At 66.4% G+C, this 16,442-nt stretch carries 12 protein-coding genes; 11 read left to right on the top strand and 1 reads right to left on the bottom strand.

What is annotated here, in order from left to right; translation table 11 throughout:
* Positions 1–94: 94 nt before the first annotated feature.
* The 7 genes from tssC (at position 95) to AC1DIN_RS00030 (ending at position 10,028) form a co-directional block, all read left to right on the top strand.
* Positions 95–1,600, top strand: coding sequence for a type VI secretion system contractile sheath large subunit (gene tssC / locus AC1DIN_RS00060; RefSeq protein WP_441471790.1), 1,506 nt, complete (start codon positions 95–97; stop codon positions 1,598–1,600).
* 139 nt (positions 1,601–1,739) lie between these two features.
* On the top strand, positions 1,740–2,222 hold the full coding sequence (locus AC1DIN_RS00055) for an Hcp family type VI secretion system effector (protein ID WP_441471791.1): 483 nt from the start codon (positions 1,740–1,742) through the stop codon (positions 2,220–2,222).
* Positions 2,223–2,382: 160 nt separating this feature from the next.
* A complete protein-coding gene (locus AC1DIN_RS00050; protein WP_476808236.1) occupies positions 2,383–2,931 on the top strand; it encodes a GPW/gp25 family protein in 549 nt (182 codons plus the stop codon).
* Between the two features lie 4 nt (positions 2,932–2,935).
* Positions 2,936–4,897 (top strand): type VI secretion system baseplate subunit TssF, encoded by a 1,962-nt coding sequence (gene tssF / locus AC1DIN_RS00045; RefSeq protein ID WP_476808235.1) that lies wholly within the window; start codon positions 2,936–2,938, stop codon positions 4,895–4,897.
* The gene (gene tssG, locus AC1DIN_RS00040; protein WP_476808234.1) at positions 4,894–5,946 is read left to right on the top strand and encodes a type VI secretion system baseplate subunit TssG; all 1,053 of its coding nucleotides are present in this window, start codon (positions 4,894–4,896) and stop codon (positions 5,944–5,946) included. The genes tssF and tssG overlap by 4 nt, the downstream gene beginning before the upstream one ends.
* A gap of 22 nt (positions 5,947–5,968) precedes the next feature.
* Positions 5,969–8,704, top strand: a complete 2,736-nt coding sequence (gene tssH / locus AC1DIN_RS00035) for a type VI secretion system ATPase TssH (RefSeq protein ID WP_476808233.1) — start codon at positions 5,969–5,971, stop codon at positions 8,702–8,704.
* 58 nt (positions 8,705–8,762) lie between these two features.
* Entirely contained in the window at positions 8,763–10,028 is a 1,266-nt protein-coding gene (locus AC1DIN_RS00030) for a peptidoglycan-binding domain-containing protein (protein ID WP_476808232.1), read from the top strand.
* Positions 10,029–10,239: 211 nt separating this feature from the next.
* On the opposite strand, the gene glpD is transcribed toward AC1DIN_RS00030, so the two are convergent.
* Positions 10,240–11,790 (bottom strand): glycerol-3-phosphate dehydrogenase, encoded by a 1,551-nt coding sequence (gene glpD, locus AC1DIN_RS00025; protein ID WP_476808231.1) that lies wholly within the window; start codon positions 11,788–11,790, stop codon positions 10,240–10,242.
* A gap of 174 nt (positions 11,791–11,964) precedes the next feature.
* Here glpD and AC1DIN_RS00020 point away from each other — a divergent pair, with 174 nt between their 5' ends.
* The 4 genes from AC1DIN_RS00020 to AC1DIN_RS00005 form a co-directional block, all read left to right on the top strand.
* Positions 11,965–13,812 (top strand): TRAP transporter large permease, encoded by a 1,848-nt coding sequence (locus AC1DIN_RS00020; protein ID WP_476808230.1) that lies wholly within the window; start codon positions 11,965–11,967, stop codon positions 13,810–13,812.
* Between the two features lie 74 nt (positions 13,813–13,886).
* On the top strand, positions 13,887–15,164 hold the full coding sequence (pncB, locus tag AC1DIN_RS00015; RefSeq protein ID WP_441471799.1) for a nicotinate phosphoribosyltransferase: 1,278 nt from the start codon (positions 13,887–13,889) through the stop codon (positions 15,162–15,164).
* A gap of 195 nt (positions 15,165–15,359) precedes the next feature.
* The gene (locus AC1DIN_RS00010; RefSeq protein ID WP_476808229.1) at positions 15,360–16,145 is read left to right on the top strand and encodes a DUF1444 domain-containing protein; all 786 of its coding nucleotides are present in this window, start codon (positions 15,360–15,362) and stop codon (positions 16,143–16,145) included.
* A gap of 146 nt (positions 16,146–16,291) precedes the next feature.
* Positions 16,292–16,442 (top strand): GTP-binding protein (locus AC1DIN_RS00005; RefSeq protein WP_476808705.1); only part of this gene is annotated, 151 nt, incomplete at its 3' end.

Below are 16,442 nucleotides of genomic sequence, written 5' to 3'. Positions count from 1 at the left end.
GAGCATGCGCGAAAACGTGGGAACCGGTTTTCGCAGAAGCAATGCTCTCGCGTGGATCAAGGGTCCGCCAGACGGTTAAGCGAGCGAGGCGGCAATGGCAGCGGAAGCACAAACCCAGCAGCCCGGTGGCGCGGCTGTAGAGACCCGCGAGATCGATGATTTCTCGGCGATCCTGAAGCAGAGTTTCAAACCCAAGACCGAGCGGGCGGCGACCGAGGTCGAGAACGCGGTCGCGACCCTGGTCAACCAGGCTCTGGCGGACCAGACCCTGATCAAGGGCGATGTCATCGACACGATCGAGGAGATGATCGCGCGGCTCGATACCAAGCTGACCGAGCAGATGAACGAGGTGCTGCACGCACCCGAATACCAGAAGATCGAAAGCGCCTGGCGCGGCCTCAACTACCTCGTCTTCAACTCCGAGACCGATGCTCAGTTGAAGATCAAGGTGATGAACGTCTCGAAGAACGAGCTCGCCCGCAATCTCAAGACCTATCCCGGCGCGCGCTGGGACCAGAGCCCCCTCTTCAAGCAGGTCTATGAGCAGGAGTTCGGTCAGCTCGGCGGCCAGCCCTTCGGCTGCCTGGTCGGCGATTATCACTTCAGCCATGTCCCGACCGACGTGCAGCTCCTGCGCGATCTGTCGAAGGTTGCTGCGGCGGCGCATGCGCCCTTCTTCGCTGGCGCCGATCCGACCCTGATGGGCATGGACAGCTGGACGGAGCTGTCGAACCCGCGCGATCTCGGCAAGGTCTTCGATACGCCGGACTATGCCGCCTGGAAGGGGCTGCGCGACGCGGCCGACTCCCGCTATGTCGGCCTGTGCCTGCCGCGGGTGCTCTCCCGCGTGCCCTATGGCGCCAAGTCCGAGCCGGTCGAGGAGTTCGCCTTCGAGGAGGACACCGACGGCCATCGCGGCGAGAAATACGCCTGGATGAACGCGGCCTATGCGATGGCAGTGAACGTCAACCGCGCCTTCAAGGAATATGGCTGGTGCACCCGCATCCGCGGCGTCCAGTCGGGCGGCGAGGTGCTGAACCTGCCGACGCATACCTTCCCGACGGATGATGGCGGCATCGATCTGAAATGCCCGACCGAGATCGCGATCAGCGACCGGCGCGAGGCGGAGCTGGCCAAGTCCGGCCTGATCCCGCTGATCCATCGCAAGAACACCGACAAGGCCGCCTTCATCGGCGCCCAGTCGCTCTACAAGCCCAAGGCCTTCTCGGGGCCGGACGGCGTGGCGGCGACCGCCTCCGACAACCTGTCGTCGCGGCTGCCCTACATGTTCGCCGTCTCGCGCTTCGCGCACTACCTGAAGTGCATGGTCCGCGACAAGGTCGGCTCCTACAAGGAAAAGGAGCCTCTGCGCCGCTGGCTGCAGGAGTGGATCACCGAATATGTCGACGGCGATCCGGTCAATTCCAGCGAAGAGACGAAGGCGCGGCGCCCGCTCTCCGATGCGCGCATCGATGTCTTCGAGGACGAGGAGAACCCTGGCTACTACTCGGCCAAGTTCTATCTGCGGCCGCACTTCCAGCTCGAAGGCATGGATATCGGCCTGAGCCTGGTCTCGCGACTGCCAGCTCCCAAGCAGTGACCGCCACCTGATCGTCAGGTGACGGCGGCAACGAGAATCTTCGGCGCGCCGGCCCGCCCGGGCGGCGCGACAGGAGAGGTGCGTCCACCGGTCCGCTCACGGAAGTGAGCATCCAACCATTCACACTCTGGAGGTAAACATGGCTACCGACTTCCTGCTCGAGATCGACGGCATCAAGGGCGAAAGCAAGGACAAGACCCACAAGGACACGATCGAGGTGGATTCCTTCTCCTGGGGCATCTCGAACGCCGGTTCGCATGCCGCGAATGCCGGCGGCGGAGCCGGCAAGGCGAGCTTCCAGGACGTCCATTTCACCTCGCAGGTCGGCAAGGCCTCGACCAACCTTGCGCAGGCCTGCGCCAGCGGCAAGCATATCAAGAAGGCCGTGCTCTATGTCCGCAAGCAGGGCGAGCAGCAGAAGGACTATTATGTCGTGACGCTGGAGGACCTGCTGGTGTCGAGCTATCAGTCCGGCGATGCAGTCGGCGGCAACAGCATTCCGACAGATCAGTTCTCGCTGAACTACGCCAAGATCAAGTTCGAGTACAAGCCGCAGAAGGCCGATGGCGATCTTGATGCGGCGATGACGATGACCTGGGACATCAAGGCCAACGCGAAGTGAAGTGCAATGCGCCGGTTCCGCCGGCATCGGACCGAAAAGTGGAACGCGCTTTTCGGACCCATCCGATGCCTCGGCAAAGGGCTGGATCGCCATTCTGCGTCCGCGAGGACGACAGGCGGTCCGGCCGGAACCGGCGCCTTTCCGTGGCAGGCGAGGCGACATGACCGATCCGATTGCGAAGAAGCGGCTGCGGCCGCCTTTGATGTTCGCATTTCGGGAAGCGCATCTGGAAAAGGATGCGAAGACGGCACTCGACCTGAGGGACGAGAGCGGCGAACGCGTGATTGCGAACCGACGCGCGGCGCCGCGGGCTGCCATCACCGAACAGAAGCTCAGGCGCGAGATCGCTATCGATCTCGATGCGCTGGTGAATACCGTCAACCTCGCATCCGCGCTCGACCTTTCGGGGCTGGAGGATGTGCGCCGCTCCATCCTCAATCACGGCTTTCCGGACATGACACGGCTGTCGATCGACGAGCAGCGCGTCGACACGATCCGTGAGGACCTAGCGGGTGTGCTGATGGGCTACGAGCCACGGCTGATCCGCAAGTCGATCGCCGTCGAGCGCGACCACGCGCTGGATCCGGCCGAGCTCAAGGTGCGTTTCCTCGTGCGCGCCGATCTGAACTGCGAGCCGCTCAACGTACCCGTCGAGTTCGTCGCGGATCTCGAACTCGATACCGGCAAGATCGCGATCAAGGGGCGCTGACGCGGTGAACCAGGAGTTTCTCGACCTCTACAACCAGGAACTCCGGCTCTTCATGGAGCACAGCAAGGAGTTCGCCGAGGAGTATCCCGGCATCGCCGAGCGGCTCGGCGGGCTTGCCGGTGAGCGCATGGACCCGATGGTCGCCGGACTTCTGGAAGGCGCCGCTTTCCTCGCCGCGCGCGTGCAGCTCAAGCTGAAACACGAATTCCCGGAGTTCACCAACAACCTCCTCGAACAGCTGCTGCCGAACTACCTCGCGCCGACGCCCTCGGCACTGCTGGCCGGTATCACGCCGCCTTACTCGGATCCGGGCCTGCGCGAGGGCGTCCGGATTCCGCGTGGCTCCTATGTCGATGCGACCTATCTCGAACGCGAGCGGCGTGTCGCCTGCCGTTACCGTCTTGGCGCGGACATCACGCTCTGGCCCTTCGAGATCACGGCGGCGGAGTACATTCCCGCGCCGGGGCCGCTGCAGGCGCTCGGCATCAAGGCCGGGCCGCGCGCGCTGGCCGGCCTGCGCCTGACCTTGACGCATCGCGTCATGGCCGACCCCGTGCAGGAACGCTCGGCGGCCGACGCGCTCAAGAACCCGGCGAGTTGGTTTGCCGGCTGCCGCGCGCGGGAGCTGAGTTTCCATCTGCTCGGCGGCGAGGGCGATGCGGTTGCGCTCTACGAGCAGCTCTTCGCGAACTGCATCGGCATCCATTTCCGCCATCTCGACCCGTTCGGCGATCCGGTGGTGACGCCGGGCGAAGGTTGCGGGCTGGAGCAGATCGGCTTCGATGAGGACGAGGCGATGCTGCCGGCCGATACGCGCGTCTTCCGCGGCTTCGAGCTGCTGCGCGAGCTGTTCTGGTTCCCGCGCAAGTTCCTCGGCTTCCGGCTGGAAGGGCTGGGCGGGATCATGCCGAGGCTCACGGCCAAGACGGTCGAGCTGATCTTCGTCTTCGACGAGGTCAATACGCGGCTGCCCGGCGCCGTGGGCAAGGAGATGTTCGCGCTCTATGCCGCGCCCGCGGTCAACCTGTTCGAGAAGACCGCCGATCGCATTCCGGTGAAGACGAACCAGCACGAGTTTCATGTCGTGCCGGATCGCAGCCGCGCGCTCGACTATGAGCCGCACAGCATTCTCTCCGTCCACGCCCACTACGCTGGCGGGCGTGAGAAGCAGCCGGTGCACCCGCTCTATTCCTCGCCGGAGGGCGCGTCGCCGCTACACGGGCTGCACTACACGCAAAGGCGCCTGCCGCGGCGGCGCTCCTCGGCCGAGCGGCGCCAGGGGCGTGCCTCCGATTACACCGGCACGGAGATGTTCATCTCGTTGGTCGAACCGGCGGGCGTGAACGATAGCGCCTCGGTGGCAGAGCTCAGCGTGCGCGCGCTCTGCTCCAACCGGCATTTGACCGAGCATCTGCCGACCGGCGTCGGCGGCGCCGATTTCCGCCTGATCGACAATGTCTCGCTCGACGTCGCCTGCCTCGCCGGGCCGACCCCGCCGCGCGAGCCGGTCGTCTCGCAGCTCAAGCTGCGCGCCGAGACAGCCTCGACGGGCGTCGTGACCTGGCGGCTAATCAATCTGATCAGCCTGAACCAGCTCGGCCTGGTCCAGCGTGGCGCGGGCGAGAATGGCGCGGCCTTGCGCGAGCTGCTCTCGCTCTTCGCCGATCTCGCCGACAGCGCCACCGAGCGGCGCATCCGCGGGATCAAGAGCGTCGACAGCCGCCCCGTCGTGCGCCGCTTTCCGCAGCGGGCTGGGACAGGCGCGGGGCGCGGGCTCGAGATCACCGTGCTGCTCGACGAGAAAGCTTTCGAGGGCTCGGGCGTCTTCCTGCTCGGTGCGGTGCTCGATCGCTTCTTCGCCGAATACGCGGCGATGAACCATTTCACCCAGACGGTGATCCGCACGGTGGAGCGCGGCGAAGTCATGCGCTTTCCGCCGCGTGCCGGTTCGAGGCGCATCCTGTGACGGAAGACGCCCCCACTCCGCTGGAAAAGGCGCCGAATTATCAGGCGCAGCTTGAAGCCGAGCCCTGGCGTTTCGACTTCTATGCGGTGATGCGCCGGCTGGAACGCAGCTTCCCGGAGCGTCCGCGCATCGGCGATGTCGCTTCGCGGCGCGAGGAATATGTCGCGCTGGGCGAGCAGGCCTTTCTCGACTTCCCGGCCTCGAGCATCGCAGAGGCGGATCGCGACGCGCAGGGGCGGCTCAGGCTCTTCGTTAAGTTCCTCGGCCTGCTCGGCCCGCAGGGCGCGTTGCCACTGGCGACGACGGAGGAGAGCTATCACTGGCAGATCGCGCGCGACGACGCCTTCCCGCGCTTCCTCGACATCTTCAACCATCGCTTCCTGCAGCTTTTCTACCGCGCCTGGGCGGATGCACGGCCGATCGCGCAGCATGACCGGCCAGACCTCGACCGCTTCGCCGCCTATATCGGCAGCATGATCGGCGTGGGCTCGAAGCCCTATCTCGCCCGAGACAGCGTGCCCGATGCCGAAAAGCTCGCCCATGCCGGGCTGATCGGCGCGCAGGCGAAATCCGCCTCGCGCTTGCAGCGTTTCCTCGCCGGTCTGTTCAAGGCCGAGGTCGAGATCGAGCAGTTCGTCGGCATGCGTCTCATCTTCGATCCGGCCGACCGGACGCGGCTCGGCGGGGCGCATTGCACGCTCGGCGGCGACGCGCTGCTCGGCGCCAGCGTCTACAGTGTCGAGGACAAGTTCCGCGTGAAGATCGTGGCTGGTGACCTCGGCGAGTTCCAGCGCTTCCTGCCGAACGGCGACCGCTGCGCGCCGCTGGCCGACGCGGTGTTCCTGCATCTCGGTGAGCAGTTCGAATGGGATGTCGAGCTGGCGCTGCCGGTGGGCGAGGTGAAGCCCGTCAGGCTCGGCCAGTCCGGCCATCTCGGCTGGACGAGCTGGATGGCGCCGAACTGGACCATCGAAGAAGGCGCGCTACGCCGCGACGCCCGCTTCCATCCCGCCGAGCGCATGCGCCTGAAGCGCAGCAGCGCCGCCTAACCGATACTCCAAGGGGACGACCATGGCCGATATCAGCCTCGAAGCCGTCACGGGCAAGCTCAACCGGGTCGGCTACGACACCTTCCTGCAGGCGCTGAGGCAGGCCAAGGGCGCCGGCAACCGCAATGTCGAGCTGGCGCATTGGCTGCTGCAGATCCTGCAGGGCAGCGCCAATGACCTGACCCTCACGGCGGACCACTACAGGCTCGACCGCGCCAAGCTGCTGATGGATCTGGGCGGCGTGGTCGAAGGCTTCCGCCGGAACGAGACGGAGATGCCCGGCATCGCCAACCACGTCGTCGATATCCTCGACCGCGGTTGGCACTACGCGACGCTGTTCTTCGGCGAGACGCAGATCAGGACAGGCCATCTGCTCGTCGCGGCGCTGAAGTCGAACGATCTGCGCAGGGCGCTTTCGGGGCTATCCAAGGAATTCGGCAAGATTCCGGTCGATGAACTCGCCGCCGGCTACGGCAAGATCTGGGAAGGCTCGCAGGAAGAGAACCTGCGGCCGATGGACGGCTCAGGCCTGCGAGCAGCCGGCACGGCGGGTGCCGAGGCCGCTGAGGGGCCGAAGGGCACCACAGCGCTCGACCGCTTCTCGCAGGACCTCACCGCCAAGGCCCGCTCCGGCACGATGGACCCGATCCTCGGCCGCGACGACGAGATCCGGCAGGTCATCGACGTGCTGATGCGCCGACGCCAGAACAACCCGATCCTCACCGGCGAGGCGGGCGTCGGCAAGACCGCGATCGCCGAGGGCTTCGCGCAGCGCGTCGCGGCCGGCGACGTGCCGCCGCCGCTCCGAGGCGTCAAGGTCTGCGCGCTCGATATCGGCCTGATGCAGGCCGGCGCCTCGATGAAGGGCGAGTTCGAGCAGCGGCTGCGTTCCGTGATCGACGAGGTGCAGTCCTCGCCGACACCGGTGATCCTGTTCATCGACGAGGCGCATACGCTGATCGGCGCGGGCGGACAGGCCGGCACGGGCGACGCCGCCAACCTGCTCAAGCCGGCTTTGGCGCGCGGCACCCTGCGCACCATCGCGGCGACGACATGGTCGGAATACCGCCAGTATTTCGAGAAGGACCCGGCGTTGACCCGGCGCTTCCAGCCCGTGCAGGTCGACGAGCCCGACGTGCTGCGCTGCTGCACGATGCTGCGCGGGCTGATCGGCCCGATGGAGAAGCACCATAAGGTCCGCATTTCCGATGCTGCCATCGTCGCAGCTGTCCAGCTCTCCTCGCGCTATATCCCGGCGCGCCAGCTCCCCGACAAGGCGGTGAGCCTGCTCGATACCGCCTGCGCCCGCGTCGCCATCAGCCAGAGCGCGACGCCGGCCGCGATCGAGGATGCGCGCGTCGCGATCTCCTCGCTGGAACAGGAGAAGGCGGCGCTGACCGCGGATGCCGATCTCGGCACCGACAGCGCCAAGCGGCTTGGTGAGATCGAGGCGGAGATCGCGGACAAGCAGGAAAAGCTGAACGGCCTCGAAGCGGCCTGGGCGAGCGAGCTTGCCATCGTCGAGGAGATCAAGGCGCTGCGCGCCAAGCTCGGCGAGAGGGCACCGGGCGCGGATCCGAAGGCCGAAGCCACCAAGCAGGAGGCGAGCGAGGATGCCGGCACACCCGCGCCTGAGGCAGTCGCTCCGGCCGCCGAGCCCGCGGCCGATACGGCCGAGGCTCGCGCCGCGCTCAACGCCAAGTTCGCCATACTCGGCGAGATCGATCCGGCGCAGCGCATGATCTACGCCCATGTCGACGAGCAGTCGGTCGCCTCGGTCGTCTCGGACTGGACCGGCATCCCGGTCGGCCGGATGGTCAAGGACGAGATCGAAACGGTGCTCAACCTTGCGGAGACGCTGAACAAGCGCGTGGTCGGGCAGGGGCACGGCATCGGCATGATCGCCAAGCGCATCGAGACCAATCGCGCCAGGCTCGACAACCCGAACAAGCCGATCGGCGTGTTCATGCTCTGCGGCCCCTCCGGCGTCGGCAAGACCGAGACGGCGCTAGCGCTGGCGGAGGCGCTCTACGGCGGCGAGCAGAACGTCATCACGATCAACATGAGCGAGTTCCAGGAGGCGCATACCGTCTCGACGCTGAAGGGCGCGCCTCCCGGCTATGTCGGCTATGGCGAGGGTGGACGGCTGACCGAGGCCGTGCGGCGCAAGCCCTATTCGGTGGTGCTGCTCGACGAGGTCGAGAAGGCACATCCCGACGTGCACGAGCTGTTCTTCCAGGTCTTCGACAAGGGCCAGATGGAGGACGGCACCGGCCGGCGCATCGATTTCAAGAACACGCTGATCATCCTGACCTCGAATGTCGGGACCGACGAGATCATGAGCATGTCGGCGAACGGCGCGGCCAAGCCCGATCCCGAGCAGATGGCGGTGAGCCTCAGGCCCGCGCTGCTCAAGGTCTTCCCGCCGGCGCTGATCGGGCGGCTCGTGACCATTCCCTATTATCCGCTGTCGTCGGACATGCTGGCCGGCATCGTGCGGCTGCAACTCGGGCGCATCGGCAAGCGGCTGGCGGAGAACCACAAGGCGAGCTTCGTCTATGACGGCGCGGTGGTCGAGCACATCGTCGGCCAGTGCAACGACCCGGATTCAGGCGGGCGCATGATCGACAACATCATCACCAACTCGATGCTTCCCGCGCTCTCGCGCGCCATCCTCAACCTGCAGCTCGAGAAGAAGCCGCTGACCGAGGCGAGGGTTTCCGTCGAGGGCGGCGCCTTCGCCTATCAGGTGGCGTGAACCGATCGGCGTCCGACATCGACAAAGAGGAGCAGACCGTCACGACAAGGAAGCGACGATGGCCTTCTCCGAATATGCCGACTGGTGGGACAAGCAGAAGCGGGAAACCGAAAAAATACTGGGCGAATGGGTCCAGGACAACCCGCAATGGTGGGCGGTCGCGGTTGCCACCACCGTGCAGACCTCCATGGACCTCGGAGCGGGCTATGTCGATGTGCTGCGCTTCGGTCAGGGCATGGCGGAGGGCGGCCTGGCAGGGGTCGGCAAGGACGGCCTGCGCCTGCTTGCCCTGCTCGGCCCGATGGGGAAGGCGGGCGGGATGTTCTCGCGGCTGATCCATATGCAACGGATCCGGTTTGCGGTGCAGGTCCAGGGCGTGACCGGACCATGCACCTTCCAGGCGGTCAACAACGCCATGTCGATCGCGCGGGGGAGGAGCTACTTCGTCACCCTGAAGGAGATGGCCAAGGCCGTCGGCAGGCCGTTGAAGTCGATCACGAAAGACCAGTTCGGTGTCGACGAACTTGGCGCGCATGTGAAGCAGGCGATGGATTTCATGATCGCCCAGGGCGTCAAGGTCAGGCAGCTGCAGGCGAGGTCGATCCAGGGCGTCACCCAGCTCGCCAAGTCCCAGGACGGCGTCACGGTCTTCGCAATCCGCTGCACGACCACCCGAGGCGAGCCGATCAACCATACCGTCATCGCGGTGCGCGATGCGCTGGGGCGGGTACGTTTCGCCGATTATGGCGGTCGGTATCACGCCACGCTCGAGAGCCTCGTCGAAAGCCTGAACTACGGGGCGGTCAACAAGGCCGGCATCAATCTCATGGAGGGGCAGGCGATCGGGGCGGTCAAAACGCTGGGCGTCACCGGGCTGATGGAGCAAGGGATCACGCTGTTCAAGGGCGTCGCCTTCGTCATCGAAGGCATGACCGCGATCGAGACGCTCGAGGGAGTCGATTTCGCAGCGCCGGTGGTCGTGGCGGCCACCTCCGCGCCCACGAAATCCGACCCCGCGCCGCCCGAGGTCGTGAAGGCGAGCTTCGATGCCTTCAAGCAACGCAAGCAGGGCAAGACCGTCATCCAGCTGCCCGAAATGGTGATCAAGGCGGGCGAAAAGGCTGCGCCGAAGGCCGTGTTGTTGACCGGAGTCCAGTTCCGACTGAACGCGCTGGGCTTCGGAGCAGGGCCCGTTGACGGGATCAAGGGGCCGAAGACGACGAAAGCGGTCAAGGCCTTCCAGAAGACCTATCCGCCGCTCAAGGTTGACGGCGTTCCCGGCTCGAAGACGCAGGACAGGCTCGTGGAGATCTGCGGCTTCTGACGCCGTGCCGATTTTTACGGAAACGCTCGCCGCAGCGCTGCGGAGAGCTGGGGTTCATGCCCGAACCTGCCTCGGAAGCGCTCTGGCATGGATCCCGGTTCAAGCCGGGATGACGACGTGGTTCCGTGGAAGTAACTCAAGCTCCAACGCTGAACTTCCGGTACTGATTCCGCATCGGCTCGCAAGCAATTGCTCTTATAGGGAAAACGGATCAGGCAGCCGCAGTGACTTCCCGCTGCATGAAGTCGTCGAGCGCCTCGCGCTCGTCGGCGGAGAGCCGCAGCCCCAGCTTGCCGCGGCGCCAGAGCACGTCTGCGGCCCTACGCGCCCATTCGGCGCGCATGAGATAGCGGACTTCGCTTGCATACAGATCAGCGCCGAAATGGCGCCCGAGATCGGCGGGGCTCTTCGCGCTGGCAAGGATTTCGCGGGTGCGGGTGCCATAGCAGCGGGCGAGCCGCGCCACGGTCTTGCGCTCAAGCCAAGGGTACGCGCCGGCGATCTCGGCGACCAGCTTGTCGAAGCCGCCGACCGGGAAATCGCCGCCGGGCAGCGCGCCGGTCATCGTCCAGTTGGCGCGGGCCGCCCAAGGCGCATGTGGCGCCAGCTTGGCGATCGCGGCTTCCGCCAGGCGGCGATAGGTCGTGATCTTGCCGCCGAAGACGGAAAGCAGCGGCGCCTCGCCCTGGGGAGCGTCGAGCGTCAGCACATAGTCGCGGGTCGCCTCCTGCGCCTTCGAGGCGCCGTCATCGTAGAGCGGGCGCACGCCGGAATAGGTCCAGACCACCGAATCCGGCGTGACCGGCTGGCGGAAATACTCGCTCGCTGCGGCGCAGAGATAGGTGATCTCCTCGGGCGTGGCGGCCACTTCGGCCGGATCGCCCTTGTAGTCGCGATCGGTGGTGCCGATCAGGGTGAAGTCCTGCTCGTAGGGGATCGCGAAGACGATGCGGCCATCGGCGTTCTGGAAGATGTAGCAGCGGTCGTGATCGTAGAGCCTGGGCACGACGATATGGCTGCCCTGAACCATGCGGACGCCGGCCCGGGCATTGGTGTGGATCACGCCGCTCAGCACCTCGGCGACCCAGGGCCCGGCGGCGTTGACGAGCGCTTTTGCCCAGACCGTCCGCCTGCCTTCCGGGCCGTCGGTTTCGAGCTGCCAGAGGCCGTTCTGACGGTGCGCCGAGACCACGCGCGTGCGCGTGTGGATCGCGGTGCCGCGCACGGCGGCGTCCATCGCGTTCAATACGACGAGCCGGGCGTCCTCGACCCAGCAGTCGGAGTATTCGAAAGCCTTCGCCTGGTTGTCCTTGAGCGGCTTGCCGACGACGTCGTGCGCGAGATCGAGCGTGCGCGTGGCCGGCAGGAGCTTGCGGCCGCCGATATGGTCGTAGAGGAACAGGCCCAGGCGCAGCAGCCAGGCCGGGCGAAGCCCCTTGTGATGCGGCAGCACGAAACGCAGCGGGCGGATGATGTGCGGGGCGATGGCCCAGAGCCGCTCGCGCTCCATCAGCGCTTCGCGCACCAGCCGGAATTCGTAATATTCGAGATAGCGCAACCCACCATGGATCAGCTTGGTCGAGCGCGAGGAGGTGGCGCTGGCGAGATCGTCCTTCTCGAACAGCGCGACCGAGGCGCCGCGCCCGGCCGCATCGCGGGCGATGCCGCAGCCATTGATGCCGCCGCCGACGACGGCGAGGTCGTAGGGGGCGCCGGGGTCCGTGCCGAAGCCGGCGGCGGGCGAGGTGATTTCGGAAGCCATAGCTCGTCTTCTGGCAGACCTGGACGCTGATCGGCAATGGCGCCATCCGGGCCCTGCCGCATCGATGCGATGAACCCGCTCCTGTCGCCAAATCATGGGCGATGTCAATTCGGATGGCTTGACGCAGGCCGTCGGAGGCCGGAACTGGGCAGCGAGGCTGGGCATGGCGGCAGGATGACCGAGACAGAGCGAAACCGCGGCGGGAGGCCGGCGGCACGGGCGGAAGCGGCCTTGCGCCATGTGCTGGAACTGACCGGCGCGGCCATCCTCGCCCTGTTGTTCGCGGTGGTCATGGCGGCTGTGCTGCGGCGCTACCTGTTCGGCGGCGGCTTCGTCTGGTCGGACGAGCTTGCGATCTGGCTGCATCTGGCGCTGATCGCTGTCGGCGCTCCGCTCGCGGTGACGGGGACGCTGGCGATGCGGCTCGACGTGCTGGTCCGGCTGCTGCCCGACGGGTTCCGCAAGGCCGCCGCGATTGCCGCCGATGCGATCGCGATCCATGGAGCGCTTGTGCTGGCGGGCGGCGGGGTCAACGTCGCGTTGCTGGTCGGTGGCCAGTCCACCGTGCTCGGCCTGCCGGAGGCGCTGCGCTTCGCCGTCTTCGCCTGCGGGGGCGGGCTGACGATTCTGGCGCTGTTCCTGCGCGGCGGGCTCGAACGGGGCTGGGCCGGCGCGATTGCCTCACTGCTGCTGGGTTTGGGCCTCTACGGGCTCGCGCAGCTTTCCTTCGACTTTTTCCCGACGCCGAGCCTCGTTGCCGCGCTTGTCGCCGGGCTGGGGCTGCTGCTCGGCGCGCCGTTGCCTTTCGCCCTGTTGGCCGGCGTCTCGCTGACGGGGCCTTTCGGTGGGCTGCTGCCGGAGCCGGCGATCGTGCAGACGATGGTCGGCGGCGTCGGCAAGTTTCTGCTGCTGGCCATTCCCTTCTTCCTGCTCGCTGGCGAATTGTTGACGGAAGGCGGACTCGCCGAACGGCTGATCCGCTTCGCGGCGACGCTGGTCGGGCATTGGCAGGCGGGGCTGGCGCAGACGGCGCTGGTCGCCAGCGTGCTGTTCTCCGGGGCCTCCGGTTCCTCGGTGGCGAACGCCGCCTTCGGCGCCAAGGTGATGGCGCCGACGCTGGTCGCGCGCGGCTACCCGCCGGCGAACGCTGCGGCGATCGTCGCCGGCGTCTCGATGCTCGACAACATCATCCCGCCCTCGATCGCCTTCCTCATCCTGGCGAGCGCGACGAATCTCTCGGTCGGCTCGCTCCTGCTCGGTGGCTTCGTCGCCGGCGGGGTGCTGGCGCTGTCGCTTGCCATCGGCATCCATCTCAGCGTGCGCGGCGTGGTCGATGCCGCGCCGAAGGCGAGCGCGGCCGAGCGGAGCAGGGCGCTCCTCAGTGCCATTCCCGCCATCGGGCTCGGTGTCGTCGTCGTGGTCGGCATCCGCTTCGGCGTGGTGACGGTGACGGAGGCCTCGGCGCTCGCCGTCGCCTATGCCGCGATCGCCTGTCTGGCGCTGCGCAGCCTGAATTGGCGCGGCGTGCTGGCGGCTCTGCGCAAATCCGCGGCGGAGGCGGCAGCGATCGGCCTGCTGATCGGGGCCTCGGCGCCCTTCGCCTTCCTGCTCGCGGTGGATCGCATCTCCGAACAGATGGCCGGCCTCGTCACGGTGTTCGGGGCGGGCCCGTACGCGGTGATGCTGCTCGCGAACCTCGTACTGCTGGTGGCCGGGCTCTTCCTCGATATCGGTGCCGCTATCCTGCTGCTGGCGCCCCTCCTCCTGCCCGTCGCGGTGACGGCAGGGCTCGACCCGATCCAGTTCGGTGTGATCCTCGTGGTCAATCTGATGATCCACGGGCTGACGCCGCCGCTCGGCATCCTCGTCTATGTCGTCAGCGGCATCATGCGGGTGCCGGCGGCCGCGGTATTCCGGGCCGTGCTGCCGCTGCTCGGCGTGCTGCTGGCGGCACTCATGGTCCTGTCGCTGGGCATGGCTGCGTGGCCCGCGCTTGCGCCGGCGCTCAAGGCGCTGTTCTGATGCGCCGTTCTTCGCCCGGCGCCTGCGCCATCCTGTTGCCTCCGCCGTGAGCCTGCCCCGGACCTGATGCCGTCATGATCTTCACCGACATCGCGACGCGGACCTATAACCATGGCTGGCGGCTCGACCCGATCATCCGCAGCCTGCTCGATACCGATTTCTACAAGCTCCTGATGCTGCAGATGATCCGGGCCTTCCACCCGGACGTGCAGGTCACCTTCTCGCTGATCAACCGCTCGAAGCACATCCGCCTCGCGGATATCGTCGACGAGGGCGAGCTCCGGGCGCAGCTCGACCACGCCCGTTCGCTGCGCTTCACCAAGAACGAGCTGATCTGGCTGGCGGGCAACAGCTTCTACGGCAAGACGCAGATGTTCTCGCCGGACTTCATGGGCTGGCTCGCCGATTTCCAGCTGCCCGAATACGACCTGCGCCGGGTGGACGGGCAGTACGAGCTGCATTTCGAAGGACCCTGGACCCACACGACGATGTGGGAGGTGCCGGCGCTTGCCATCATCAACGAACTGCGTGCCCGGCGCGTGATGCTCGGCCAGAAGCGCTTCTCGCTCGACGTGCTCTACGCCCGCGCCAAGGCCAAGATGTGGGGCAAGGTCGAGCGGCTGCAGAAGCTGCCGAATCTCAAGCTCTCGGATTTCGGCACGCGCCGGCGCCACGGCCATCTCTGGCAGCGCTGGTGCGTCGAGGCACTGAAGGAAGGGCTGGGGTCGGCCTTCACCGGCACCTCCAACGTGCTGCTCGCCATGGATGCCGATCTCGAGGCGATCGGCACCAACGCGCATGAGCTGCCGATGGTGCTGGCCGCGCTCGCCGATTCGGACGAGGAGCTGCTGCGCGCGCCCTATCGCGTGCTCGACGAATGGCGCCAGGTCTATGGCGGCAACCTGCTGATCGCGCTGCCCGACGCCTTCGGTACGCAGAGCTTCCTGCACCATGCGCCGGACTGGGTGGCGGACTGGACGGGCTTTCGCCCCGACAGCGCCCCGCCGATACCGGCCGGGGAGACGATCATGGCCTGGTGGCGCGAGCGCGGGCGCGATCCGCGCGACAAGATGCTGGTCTTCTCCGACGGCCTCGACGTCGACGCGATCGAGCGCGTCTACCACCACTTCGACGGCAGGGTCCGCATGGCCTTCGGCTGGGGCACGGACCTCACCAACGACCTCGTCGGCTGCTCGCCCGACGGTTCGCGCGCGCTCGATCCGATGTCGCTGGTCTGCAAGGTCACCAAGGCGAACGGCCGGCCGGCGGTGAAGCTCTCCGACAACCCGGAGAAGGTTTCCGGCGCCCCCAGGGCGATCGAGCGCTATCGGCGGGTGTTCGGCGGCGTATGACGTAGCGTCATTAAAATATGTTGCCATTATGTTCCTGGCGCGCGATACTGCTCGCGGGTTGGGGAACTCGACATGCTGCGCTTACTGGTTGTGCTGTTTGCGGCCATAGCCGTGCTTGCCGCTACGGCGGCTTCAATCGCTCAAACGATAGGGCGTGAACGGCTGAACGAGGCTCGGCCTCTCAGCGAGACCGAGATGGCAGGGCTGATCACGACCATGCTCAAAGGTCGTGCGGGCGTCAGCGCCGTGCGCGTCGAAGCCGGCGATGTGGTTTTCAGGACAGCCGGTCACGATGTCCGGATGGGGTTGGCTCCGCTCAGCGCGCAATTCAATGCTTTACCAGACGCGAAGAGCCGACAGGGCGCTTTCGACAAGCTGACGCAGCGCGTCACCGAGGCGGTCGCGGGCCAGTCGGCCCTTAAGACGGAAGCGGAGCGCGCACGGTTCATCGCGGCTCTGATCCCTGTCATGAAGAACCGATCCCATGTCGAGCAGTTCGCCGCCATGGCTCGCAAGAAGGGGGACCCCAACGCGCGGTTGCTATATGTTCCGCTGGAGGGCGACATCATCGTCGCAGCGGCACTCGATCTTCCAAAGATCACGCGCTTCGTCTCCGTTGGGGAGGGCGGCCAGTACGGGATGAGCGACAAGGACGTGCTGCGCACGGTTCTGGACAACTGGGTCCGGCGCGTCGACCGGTTCGAGATCCATGATTTCGGAAAGCTGCGGAGGTTCCATTTCGGCGAGGGCGACTACAACGCCTCGATCTTGCTGCTGGAGAATCCTTGGAAGGACATTCCGAATCTGCCACGCAATGTCGCGATCGCCGTGCCCTCACGCGACATCCTCGCCTTCGKAGACGCCGATGATGCCGAGGTGGTCGCCGCGCTGCGGTCGCTGACGAAAGCCCCCGATGGCGGCTTTCCTGTCAGCAAGCAGCTCTACAGGCTAGGTCCGGAGGGCTTCCGCGTCATGCCCTAGTCGCAGCGGGATTTTTGAGTCGCGCGGAAGGCCGCGGTGACCTACCGGCGGAAGTGAATGAGCACAACCTTGCATCCCCGCGCAAAACCCCCTAATGCGACCCCGTTTCAAGGCCCCGGAGGGCCGCCTTCGAGGACAAGGGTGTCATGGCCAAAGAGAAATTCGCTCGTACGAAGCCGCACTGCAACATTGGCACGATTGGTCACGTCGACCATGGCAAGACGTCGTTGACGGCTGCGATCACGAAGGTTCTGGCAGAGTCCGGCGGGGCGTCGTTCACGGCGTATGACCAGATAT

It is taken from the genome of Allobosea sp. 05T438, from assembly GCF_056396025.1.
The sequence above is the reverse complement of the archived record's forward strand: the minus strand, read 5'-3'. Positions and strand labels throughout refer to the sequence as shown.

What these genes read in the sequence shown, in the direction of transcription:
- tssH (WP_476808233.1), top strand. Translation starts at nt 5,969, where the DNA reads ATGGCCGATATCAGCCTCGAAGCCGTCACGGGCAAGCTCAACCGGGTC.
- pncB (WP_441471799.1), top strand. Translation starts at nt 13,887, where the DNA reads ATGATCTTCACCGACATCGCGACGCGGACCTATAACCATGGCTGGCGG.
- AC1DIN_RS00020 (WP_476808230.1), top strand. Translation starts at nt 11,965, where the DNA reads ATGACCGAGACAGAGCGAAACCGCGGCGGGAGGCCGGCGGCACGGGCG.
- AC1DIN_RS00055 (WP_441471791.1), top strand. Translation starts at nt 1,740, where the DNA reads ATGGCTACCGACTTCCTGCTCGAGATCGACGGCATCAAGGGCGAAAGC.
- tssC (WP_441471790.1), top strand. Translation starts at nt 95, where the DNA reads ATGGCAGCGGAAGCACAAACCCAGCAGCCCGGTGGCGCGGCTGTAGAG.
- AC1DIN_RS00030 (WP_476808232.1), top strand. Translation starts at nt 8,763, where the DNA reads ATGGCCTTCTCCGAATATGCCGACTGGTGGGACAAGCAGAAGCGGGAA.
- glpD (WP_476808231.1), bottom strand. Translation starts at nt 11,790, where the DNA reads ATGGCTTCCGAAATCACCTCGCCCGCCGCCGGCTTCGGCACGGACCCC.
- AC1DIN_RS00050 (WP_476808236.1), top strand. Translation starts at nt 2,383, where the DNA reads ATGACCGATCCGATTGCGAAGAAGCGGCTGCGGCCGCCTTTGATGTTC.